Origin of the sequence: Flavobacterium sp. (genome assembly GCF_040402955.1) — a bacterium.
GTDB lineage: Bacteria > Bacteroidota > Bacteroidia > Flavobacteriales > Flavobacteriaceae > Flavobacterium.
In genome coordinates this window covers 1-10,602 of sequence record NZ_JBBALQ010000034.1, presented here as the reverse complement: position 1 = coordinate 10,602, position 10,602 = coordinate 1, and the positions used below count along the sequence as shown (strand labels likewise).

At 31.9% G+C, this 10,602-nt stretch carries 12 protein-coding genes and 1 tRNA gene; 4 read left to right on the top strand and 9 right to left on the bottom strand.

The window, feature by feature from the left end:
• A partial coding sequence (locus ABWP78_RS09525; RefSeq protein WP_353170950.1) for a BspA family leucine-rich repeat surface protein occupies positions 1 to 1,070 on the bottom strand: 1,070 nt, incomplete at its 3' end.
• Positions 1,071 to 1,160: 90 nt separating this feature from the next.
• Between ABWP78_RS09525 and ABWP78_RS09520 the strand changes: the two genes are divergently transcribed.
• The 4 genes from ABWP78_RS09520 (at position 1,161) to lpxD (ending at position 3,807) form a co-directional block, all read left to right on the top strand.
• On the top strand, positions 1,161 to 1,397 hold the full coding sequence (locus ABWP78_RS09520) for a helix-turn-helix domain-containing protein (protein WP_353170947.1): 237 nt from the start codon (positions 1,161 to 1,163) through the stop codon (positions 1,395 to 1,397).
• A gap of 208 nt (positions 1,398 to 1,605) precedes the next feature.
• Positions 1,606 to 1,681: transfer RNA gene (locus ABWP78_RS09515), tRNA-His, on the top strand.
• Between the two features lie 98 nt (positions 1,682 to 1,779).
• Positions 1,780 to 2,682: a site-specific tyrosine recombinase gene (locus tag ABWP78_RS09510; protein ID WP_353170944.1), complete on the top strand. Its 903-nt coding sequence runs from the start codon at positions 1,780 to 1,782 to the stop codon at positions 2,680 to 2,682.
• A 126-nt stretch (positions 2,683 to 2,808) separates the two neighbouring features.
• On the top strand, positions 2,809 to 3,807 hold the full coding sequence (gene lpxD, locus ABWP78_RS09505) for a UDP-3-O-(3-hydroxymyristoyl)glucosamine N-acyltransferase (RefSeq protein WP_353170941.1): 999 nt from the start codon (positions 2,809 to 2,811) through the stop codon (positions 3,805 to 3,807).
• Positions 3,808 to 3,850: 43 nt separating this feature from the next.
• Here lpxD and ABWP78_RS09500 read toward each other — a convergent pair whose 3' ends face one another.
• From ABWP78_RS09500 to folE, 8 genes are all read right to left on the bottom strand, one after another.
• Positions 3,851 to 4,426 carry a transposase gene (locus tag ABWP78_RS09500; RefSeq protein ID WP_353170938.1) on the bottom strand — a complete coding sequence of 192 codons (576 nt, stop codon included), beginning with the start codon at positions 4,424 to 4,426 and terminating at the stop codon, positions 3,851 to 3,853.
• Between the two features lie 93 nt (positions 4,427 to 4,519).
• Complete coding sequence (gene scpA, locus ABWP78_RS09495) at positions 4,520 to 6,664, bottom strand: methylmalonyl-CoA mutase (protein ID WP_353170936.1); 2,145 nt, start codon at positions 6,662 to 6,664, stop codon at positions 4,520 to 4,522.
• Entirely contained in the window at positions 6,654 to 6,947 is a 294-nt protein-coding gene (locus ABWP78_RS09490; RefSeq protein ID WP_353170933.1) for a type II toxin-antitoxin system RelE/ParE family toxin, read from the bottom strand. Before ABWP78_RS09490 ends, scpA begins: the two co-directional genes overlap by 11 nt.
• Complete coding sequence (locus tag ABWP78_RS09485) at positions 6,937 to 7,173, bottom strand: hypothetical protein (RefSeq protein WP_353170930.1); 237 nt, start codon at positions 7,171 to 7,173, stop codon at positions 6,937 to 6,939. Before ABWP78_RS09485 ends, ABWP78_RS09490 begins: the two co-directional genes overlap by 11 nt.
• A gap of 54 nt (positions 7,174 to 7,227) precedes the next feature.
• On the bottom strand, positions 7,228 to 8,592 hold the full coding sequence (locus ABWP78_RS09480) for a methylmalonyl-CoA mutase subunit beta (protein WP_353170927.1): 1,365 nt from the start codon (positions 8,590 to 8,592) through the stop codon (positions 7,228 to 7,230).
• 36 nt (positions 8,593 to 8,628) lie between these two features.
• Positions 8,629 to 8,982: an FtsB family cell division protein gene (locus tag ABWP78_RS09475; protein ID WP_353170924.1), complete on the bottom strand. Its 354-nt coding sequence runs from the start codon at positions 8,980 to 8,982 to the stop codon at positions 8,629 to 8,631.
• Positions 8,982 to 9,593, bottom strand: coding sequence for a uridine kinase (udk, locus tag ABWP78_RS09470; protein ID WP_353170921.1), 612 nt, complete (start codon positions 9,591 to 9,593; stop codon positions 8,982 to 8,984). The genes ABWP78_RS09475 and udk overlap by 1 nt, the downstream gene beginning before the upstream one ends.
• A gap of 102 nt (positions 9,594 to 9,695) precedes the next feature.
• Positions 9,696 to 10,370 (bottom strand): GTP cyclohydrolase I FolE, encoded by a 675-nt coding sequence (folE, locus tag ABWP78_RS09465; RefSeq protein ID WP_353170918.1) that lies wholly within the window; start codon positions 10,368 to 10,370, stop codon positions 9,696 to 9,698.
• Positions 10,371 to 10,602: the final 232 nt, after the last annotated feature.

Sequence of the window (10,602 nt, the reverse complement as noted above, 5' to 3'; positions counted from 1 at the left end):
TTACTCACATTCCAAGAACTTATATTTTGGTTAAATGCGGAAGCGCCATAAAACATACCTTGCATATTAGTCACATTACTCACATTCCAAGAACCAATAGGTTGGTTAAAGGCGGGAGCACGAGCAAACATACTAGTCATTTTAGTTACATTACTCACATTCCAAGATCCAATAGGTTGGTTAAAGGCGGAAGCACCTTGAACACTTTGAAACATACTACTCATATTATTTACATTAATCACATTCCAAGACCCAATAGGTTGGTTAAAGACAGTAGCACCAGAAAACATACCAGTCATATTAGTTACATTAATAACATTCCAAGACCCAATAGGTTGGTTAAAAGCGGTAGGTATATCGGGAGTGCTATAAAACATACCTTGCATATTAGTCACATTACTCACATTCCAAGAACCAATAGGTTGGTTAAAGGCGGGAGCATAAGCAAACATAGTTTTCATATTAGTAACATTGCTCACATTCCAAGAATTTATATTTTGGTTAAATACTTTAGCAGAGAAAAACATAGCTTCCATATTAGTAACATTAATCACATTCCAAAAACCAATTGGTTGGTTAAAGGAGTCAGTGCTATAAAACATAAAAGACATATTAGTCACATTACTCACATTCCAAGAACTAATATTTTGGTTAAAGGCGTTTGTGTTATAAAACATAGATAACATATCAGTAACATTACTCACATCCCAAGACCCAATAGGTTGGTTAAAGGAGGTAGCATTAGTAAAGATGTTATTCAAATCAGTAACAAGAGTTGTTACTATGTTATTAAAAGGAATAGGAGTTGTAGTACTTGGTCTAGTAAAAAAAGTTATTCCCGATTGAATATTTTTTGCATAATCAGTTATATTACTTTTGGTTGAATTATTAACTATTGCAAACCATTCCATTCCTGTACCTCTTGGGTTCGCTTGAACAAAATAAGGTGATGGAACAGTAGTTCCAGTCCATTTAACTGTAACATTGTTTGCATCTAATACAACTGTTTGTGATTGAATGGCCTGAGCGGTAAAGATTAGCAAAATAATTTGAAGTACTATTTTTTTCATATTGTATTTTTTTCAAATATAATAAATATTTCGACTTATAAGTCGAGTTAAAGAAACTTTTTTAGATTTTTAGTTTATTTTCTTTGTTCTATGCAAAATAGTGTTGAACAAATAGAAGTAGAATTAGTTAATTTACTTTACAAAGATTTCCTAAAAAAGTTTGATGGAAATAAAAGTAAATTTGCTAAAGCTTCAATATGCTCAGAAACTACAGTTAGAAGGGTTTTTAGTAATAAACAAAGAATGACGGTAGATTTGTTATTGCGCTTTTGTACTGCATTACAAATTGATGTGGTTGATTTATTTAAAGAAGTAAAAAATCTCTAATAAAATTTGTATTGTTTTTATTGTAATTTAATTTTATCAAAACTTTTATTTCCAAAATGTTATATTTTATATTTTTTAAATTTCATTGAAGGATTTACTGAAGAAAGACATTTGAACATCAATAGTTTAGGGGATTTGAAGTAAAATATTTATTTTTTTCTTTGCAAGTATGAAGTTTAGTGTTATATTTGCACCCGTATTTATACCTGGTGGTTGTAGCTCAGCTGGTTAGAGCATCGGTTTGTGGTACCGAGGGTCGCCGGTTCGAACCCGGTCTTCCACCCAAAGCCTTACAGAAATGTAAGGCTTTTTTTATGCCTTTATTTTATTAGTATTGCATCAGAAAATAGAAAGCTATATCTTAGCCTAAATTCAATATGAGATGTCAAACTGGAATTCGTACCTAAAAGAATATCAAAATTATTTACGTTTGGAACGTGGGTTGTCTCCAAATACCATTCAAAATTATTCGTTTGATGTTGAAAAATTGGTTGGTTTTCTGACAGAAAATAACATAGAAGTTACTCCAATAAAAATTACCGACGAACAGGTACAACAATTTATTTATACCATTTCTACCCAAGTTAATGCGCGAAGTCAATCCAGAATAATTTCAGGATTAAAAAGTTTTTTTAATTATTTAATTTTTGAAGAGTATCGAAAAGACACGCCGCTTGAATTAATTGAAGTCCCAAAAACAGGTAGAAAATTACCCGATACACTTTCTACAGAAGAAATAGATTTATTAATTCAAGCCATAAATTTAACTTCAGCAGAAGGAGAACGCAACAAAGTAATGTTAGAAACTTTATATAGTTGTGGGTTAAGGGTTTCGGAATTAATTACGTTAAAAATATCCGATTTGTTTTTTGAAGAAGGTTTTCTGAAAATTACAGGAAAAGGAAACAAACAACGATTTGTTCCTATTGGTTTGCCTACGCAAAAAATAATTTTGAACTATAAAAACTTCATTCGTACCCATTTACCTATTCAAAAAGGACACGAAGACACGTTGTTTCTCAATCGTAGGGGAAAACAACTTACTCGCGCTATGGTTTTTACAATTATTAAGGATTTAGCACTGAAAATCGATTTAAAAAAAACCATTTCACCACACACATTTCGGCATTCTTTTGCAACACATTTATTAGAAAATGGTGCCGATTTACGTTCGATTCAATTGATGTTGGGTCACGAATCTATTACGACTACAGAAGTCTATATGCACTTGGATAGAAAATTTTTAGCAGATGTAATGCATACCTTTCATCCAAGAGGAAAATAATTTTTTGCTGTTTTAAATTCGAAATTATTCTGCATTATTTTCTGTAAAATTTTAAAAATTTTCATATTAATTAGTTTTAATGTACTTTGGTGCAAAATATTTAGGTTTAAATAACTATTACATAGGATGAAAACGTATACTATTCAAGAAATAAATCAGGTAATAAAAGGTGAAATTGTTGGTAATACCACTACAATTATTACGGCGCCGGAACAATTAGAAGCAGCAAAAGACACAGAAATTTCTTTTATTGGAAATAAAAAATACGAAAAATTTTGGTCGGATTCTAAAGCTTGTGTAGCGGTTGTAAATCAAGATATTTCTATTGAACCAGGTGAAAATCGGGCTTTTATAAAAGTGTCAAACGCCGATTTGGCGATGTCGCAAGTATTAGAAATGTTCGCTCCTCCAGCCCCTGTTTTTACTGCAAATATTCATCCAACAGCAGTTGTTGATGCTTCAGCAACTATCGGGAATCATACAAAAATAGGAGCTGGGGTGTATATTGGACCTAATGTTAAAATAGGTGAAAACGTACTTATTTATCCAAACGTAACCATTTTAGATGAGTGTACCATTGGAAATCAAACCACCATTTGGTCGGGCACTGTTGTTAGAGAGCGTTGCCACATTGGTAGTCATTGTATTGTACATCCAAATGCGACGATTGGTGCGGATGGCTTTGGTTTCCGTCCAGATCCAGAAAGAGGATTGGTAAAAATTCCACAAATTGGAAATGTTATAATTGGAAATGGTGTAGAAATTGGTGCAAATTCTTGTGTAGATAGAGGGAAATTCAGTTCTACAATTGTTGGAGATGGTTGTAAAATTGATAATTTAGTACAAATAGGGCACAATAGTAAATTGGGTAAATTTTGTATTATGGCAGGAAATTCTGGTTTAGCAGGTTCGGTAACTTTAGGAAATGGCGTAATTATTGGTGGTAGTGCCTCTATTAAAGACCATACGGTAATTGGCGATGGTGCTATTGTTGGTGCAGGTTCCGGAGTAACGGGCGATATTCCTGCAGGAAAAATAATGTTAGGCTATCCAGCTGTAGAAGCAAGAGATGCGCTTAAACAATGGGCAATTTTGAAAAGATTGGTACGAGACGCTAATAAATAATAAATTAAACCTGACAGGTTTCAAAAACCTGTCAGGTTTAAAATTAGAAACCTAATTCATTTTCTACTGCAAAATAATTACCTTTTTCTTGATGTACATTTTTAAAATTATCTACATCATTAAAAATTTCAATTACTTCTTTTCTTTTAAGTTTTGTTGGCTTTTCAGAAAGACAACTAATATAAGAACTCCAAGGATATTCAATAGGGTGGGAACAAATTTTATGATGAACTGGATTATTATGTATGTAGGCAATTACATTTTGTAAATACGTATCAAAATTAATTTGTTTTCTTCTAAAAGGTCTTTCAAATAACGCACCATGGCGGTTATATCTTCTATTATATGCTTTTGTGTAGGCATTAAATAAATTTGAAAATGATTGTGAAGGCAAAATAATTTTTTCTTTATTGATTTCAGAAAGATCTTTTATTCTAATTAAGAAATGAAAGTGATTTTTCATTAAACACCAAGCGAAAGTTTCAGCAATTGGGTCTATATGAGTTTCGAAAAGTTTTAGAAAGTGTTCGTAGTTTTCTTTTTCTTTAAATAGTGTTGTACTATTTATTCCACGATTGTAAATGTGGTAATAGTTACCGTGTTCTAAGGCTTGTATCATAATCTATTGGCGTATATTAAGATACAAATATAAAAAATGTTTCGATAATTACAAACCTGACAGGTTTCAAAAACCTGTCAGGTTTAAATAGATTTAATCCTCAATAAGTACTTCTAAAATACTGATTGCGGCTTCACTAATTTTAGTACCGGGACCAAAAACGGCAACAGCTCCAGCATCGAATAAAAATTGATAATCTTGCGCTGGAATTACACCTCCAACAATTACCATAATGTCTTCACGACCATATTTTTTTAGTTCTTCAATTACTTGTGGTACTAAAGTTTTATGTCCTGCTGCTAAAGATGATACACCTAAAATGTGAACATCATTTTCCACGGCTTGTTTTGCTGCTTCGGCTGGTGTTTGAAACAAAGGACCAATATCTACATCAAAACCCACATCGGCATAACCTGTTGCTACTACTTTTGCGCCACGGTCGTGTCCGTCTTGCCCCATTTTAGCAATCATAATTCTGGGTCTACGACCTTCTTTTTCCGCGAATTTGTTTGCTAATTGTTTTGCTTTTTCAAAACTCTCATCGTTTTTTATGGCTTTACTATACACTCCACTTATCGATTTAATTTGTGCTTTATGACGTCCAAAGACCACTTCTAAGGCATCACTAATTTCTCCTAAAGTTACTCTATTTCTGGCTGCTTCAACAGCAATAGCTAATAAATTGCCATTTCCTGTTTTGGCACATTCTGTTAAATCTTGTATGCTTTTTGCTGCTTTAGCGGTATCTCTTTTTGCTTTTATTTCTGCTAATTGAGCTACTTGTTGGTTGCGCACCATATCGTTATCTACATCTAAAATATGTAACGGATCTTCTTTTTCTAAACGGTATTTGTTTACGCCTACAATAATATCTTGTGTGCTATCAATACGTGCTTGTTTACGTGCGGCAGCTTCTTCAATTCGTAATTTTGGTATTCCAGCTTCTATGGCTTTCGTCATTCCGCCTAAAGCTTCCACTTCTTCAATTAATGCCCACGCTTTTTCTGTAATATCTGCCGTTAAACTTTCTACGTAATAACTTCCTGCCCAAGGGTCTACTGTTTTACAAATTTTAGTTTCTTCTTGTAAGAAAATTTGTGTATTTCGAGCAATTCTTGCTGAAAAATCTGTTGGTAAAGCTATGGCTTCGTCTAAGGCATTAGTGTGTAACGATTGCGTACCACCAAAAGCTGCAGCAGCGGCTTCAATTGTAGTTCGAGCTACGTTATTAAATGGGTCTTGTTCGGTTAAACTCCAACCCGATGTTTGACAATGGGTACGTAATGCTAATGATTTTTCATCCTTAGGGTTAAATTGTTTTAGTAATTTTGCCCAAAGCATTCTTCCCGCACGCATTTTAGCAATTTCCATAAAATGGTTCATTCCAATTGCCCAAAAGAAAGATAGGCGGGGCGCGAATTCATCAATTTTCATACCTGTTGATAATCCGGTACGAATATATTCTAAACCATCTGCAAGTGTATATGCTAATTCAATATCGGCCGTTGCACCTGCTTCTTGCATATGATAACCAGAAATGGAAATGGAGTTAAATTTTGGCATATTATTACTCGTATATTCAAAAATATCGGCAATAATTTTCATAGAAGGCGTTGGTGGATAAATGTACGTATTTCGTACCATAAATTCCTTCAATATATCGTTTTGAATGGTTCCTGCTAATTGGTTTGGCGCTACGCCTTGTTCTTCTGCAGCTACAATATAGAAGGCCATTATAGGTAAAACGGCACCATTCATTGTCATAGAAACCGACATTTCGTCTAACGGAATTTGGTCGAATAGAATTTTCATGTCTTCCACCGAATCAATGGCTACACCTGCTTTACCAACATCGCCTTGTACTCTAATATGATCCGAATCGTATCCTCGATGTGTGGCCAAATCAAAAGCAACGGATAGTCCTTTTTGCCCGGCAGCTAAATTACGTCTATAAAACGCATTACTTTCTTCAGCCGTTGAAAAACCGGCATATTGACGAATTGTCCAAGGTCTGCGAACATACATTGTGCCGTAAGGACCTCGTAAGTTTGGTGCAAAACCCGCTCCAAAACCAATGTGTTCTAATCCTTCAATATCTTCTTTGGAGTAGGTTTTTTTTAAATCAATGTTTTCGGCTGTGTGGAAGTTAGTTTGATTACTTTCAACTTTCGCCTTTTGACTTTCGACTAATTGTATATGTTGTATGTTTTTTCTCAATTTTGTAAAATTAAAATTCATTTAATTTACTATCCCTAGAGGAATGATAAATTGCATTTATAATTATATGATTTTCTATTATTTCAAAATGGATTAAATATGGAAAATCATTGATTTTTATAACTCGAAATGTCAAATCATACCTTACTTGAAAAAGTAAAGGATTGTTTGCCATATTTTTAATTTCTATTTTTAAATTAGAATTAAATCTTTTAGCCAATTCAATATTAATTTTTTTATAAAACTTATTTATTTCTTTGATATCTTCATAAGCTTTAGGTAAAAGAATTATCTTATAATTCATTTTCAATGTTTTTCATTGCCTCATCAAAATCCAAGCCAATAGAAGGGTTTTTATGGTATTCCTCACTTCTTTCTCTTACTTGATCCATTTGCCATTGAGGAATGTTGAATTCCTTATTTTGAGATGGTAAAATGATAACATCAACTTCTTCAGAACTAAAATCATCTGGAAGTGTAATGCTAATTTTATGATTTTTTACCGTAACTGTTTGTCTGAATGCTTCCATAGTACTTTAATTTAAATTCAAATGTAATGAATTTTATGATTGAAAAAGTGATTTTTAGATTGTCTCTTTTTCCAAACGTTCTTGTTCGATTTTTTCGGCTAATCGTTTTTCAATAATCGGTACAATTAGCGTTTTTCTATCTTTTGTTTTTACGAAAGGAAACAATTCTAAATCGTGTTTCATTTTGTCGTTTGGATTTGGATATTTGTTTGTTCCTAACAAAATTTCTTTACCAGAATCAAACAATCCTTGTTCTTTTAGTGCGCTTTCTGAAATTTTTCTTTGAATAGTGCCTTCAATTAATTGTGTGATAAAACCACCATTGGCTTCAATTTCTTTAAATACTTCTAAAGCTTTTTCTGCCAATTGTTCGGTTAAAGATTCAATATAATACGCGCCATCTGATGGATTATTTACTTTGTCGAAATAACTTTCTTCTTTCAGTATTAATAACTGATTGCGTGAAATTCTGTCGCCAAACTCGTTGTCTTTATGATAAATGGCATCGTATGCTAAATTAGAAACTGCATTGGCACCACCTAAAATAGCCGACATACATTCGGTTGTGGTCCGTAGCATATTTACATTATAATCGTAAATTGTTTTGTTGCGTTTTGTGGGTGTTGCTATGATATGGCAATCAAAATTATAATTGTATTCGATTGCTAACGTATTGAAAAGTAAGCGTAAAGCTCTAATTTTAGCTATTTCGAAAAAATAATTTGTGCCCACACTAACTTCAATAGAAATTGGCTGATTTATTTTTGAAATTCTATTGAAATATTCATTACAATGTGCTAAAGTATACGCCAATTGTTGTACCATATTGGCACCAGAATTTTGATAGATTCCAGATTGTATCGTTAAAAAGGGAATGGTAGTATTTTTTGAAATTTCATTCAGTTTTTGAATATCTGAATTTAGGTTTTCATACCAATTTCCATCTTTGCAAAGTTGACCAATAGCATCAATTTGAATAATGAAATTATAGGAATTAATTGTAGCAAAATCATTTAGTGATTTCACATATTCTGTTGAAAGAAAGGGTAAATTGAAGTAATAAACTACATTTTCTAATGGCAAGTTAGTCATTAGTTTTGCGATGTCAATTTTATCGGATTCTATCGTAAAAAGAATACTTTCTGCTCCGCGGTTTAAGCTTTCTTTTGCTTTTTTGTTAGACATTTGAATGTCGTGTACAAAAATTTGTTGCAAAATAATAAACGCTGTTGTGTTAGTATTTGTAGTTATAGTTGAAATAGTATCGTCTGAATGGTAAAAAGGTTTTACTTTTATTCCTTCTACACTTTCCCAAATTAATGTGTCATTATAATCTGCACCTTTTAACTCAAATTGTATTTGTTGTTTCCATTGTTTAGATGAAACGGTATTAAAATCTTTAAATAATTGTGTTTTCATTGATTTGTTTTTGATTTGAAAACGTATACATTTAGGTTACTTTTTTGCTTCAAGTAAACTGTCTTTTATTTTATCTTCTTCAAATTCTATGATGTAAATATCTTCGCTGTCCTTTTTCATAAAGTATTTTTCGCGTGCATACTTTTCTGTCATATTATCGTTTTTAAGATTTTTAATTTTAATACTGTCTTTTGCAATTTCAGATTTGTAATATTTTTTATTATCGTTTAATTCATCAATCTGCCCATTTAAAAAACGATGTTCAAAATAAGAATAGTTATCAAAAAATAGCATCCATACAATGAAAGCAATCAATGTTATAGCGTATTTATTTCCTAAAAAACTTAGAAAAGGAAATTTCTGAACTATTATTTGAATTTTTTTAAACATTATTTGTCTATTCGTTGATTTATAACTGCTCTTACAACATCAATGGCAACCGTGTTGTATTTGTCATTTGGAATAATGATATCGGCAAAAGCTTTTGTTGGCTCAATAAATTGCTCGTGCATTGGTTTCAAAGTGGTTTGATATCTATTTAAAACCTCATCCATATCTCTACCTCGTTCTGCTATATCTCGTTTTAAACGACGTATTAATCGTTCATCAGAATCGGCGTGAACAAAAACTTTAATATCAAACAAATCACGAATTTCTGGATTTGTAAAAATTAAAATTCCTTCTACAATTACTACTTTTCTTGGATGAGTGCTTATGGTATCATCCGTTCTGTTATGAGTTACAAAAGAATAAATTGGTTGGTCAATAACTTTACCAGCTTTTAAATCTTTTAAATGCGCTATTAATAATTCAAAATCAATAGCACGTGGGTGATCAAAGTTAATTTTAGTGCGTTCTTCGTAGGATAAATTGTTGGTTTCTTTGTAATAAGAATCCTGAGAAATTACGCCAACTTCTGTAGAAGGCAATTCGTTCATAATTTGATGTACAACTGTAGTTTTTCCACTACCAGTTCCTCCAGCAATACCAATGATAAGCATAAATAGCATCTTTAATTTACACAAAGATAGAAATATATACTATAAAAAAAATTCTATCTTTATAGAAAAGATAGAATTTTATTAACTATTTTTAAATGAAAATTAATTATTGATTAATTGTAATAATTCATTTATTTTTTGTGGTGTATTAAATGCTCCATTAAAAGATGTGGTCACTGTTGCAGAACTTTCGTCTTGAACGCCTCTTGAAGATACGCAAAGATGTTTGGCATCAATAATAACGGCTACATCTTCTGTATCTAAGGCAATTTTTAAATCTTCGGCAATTTGCATCGTTAATCGTTCTTGAACTTGAGGTCGTTTCGCATAATACTGAACAATTCTATTTAATTTAGATAAGCCGATTACTTTACCAGAAGAAATATATGCCACGTGCGCTTTTCCAAAAATTGGTACAAAGTGATGCTCGCAATTGGAGTAAAACGTGATGTTTTTTTCTACCAACATTTGATTGTATTGGTATTTGTTTTCAAAAAGTGCCATTTTAGGCTTATTTTTTGGATTTAATCCTAAAAAAATTTCTTCAATATACATTTTCGCCACTCTTTCTGGAGTGCCTTTTAATGAATCATCAGATAAATCTAAATCCAATGCTTTCATTATTTCTGTAAAGTGAAATGCAATAATTTCTTTTTTTTCAGTGTCCGATTTTGAAAACGCATTTGCTACCATCGGCGTTTCTAGCGATGTAAATAAATGGTCATTTCCAATATCTTCTGTAGATATATTTGTTAACGTATTGTTTTCAGATTTCATCTTTTATTATTTTGTTTAACAAAAGTAGTAAATTATTAAACAAAAATTTAATTTACAAGTAATTAATTTTCATATAGTGCTATAAATAATAAATATTATAAAAAAATGTTAGTTGTAGATGTAATTTTAAATATTGATTTGTTGTATGAAAAAACGACCTCAATATAATTGAAGTCATTTGTCGGGGTGGCAGGATTCGAACCTGCGACCTTCCCGCTAGGGCGGGACGCGA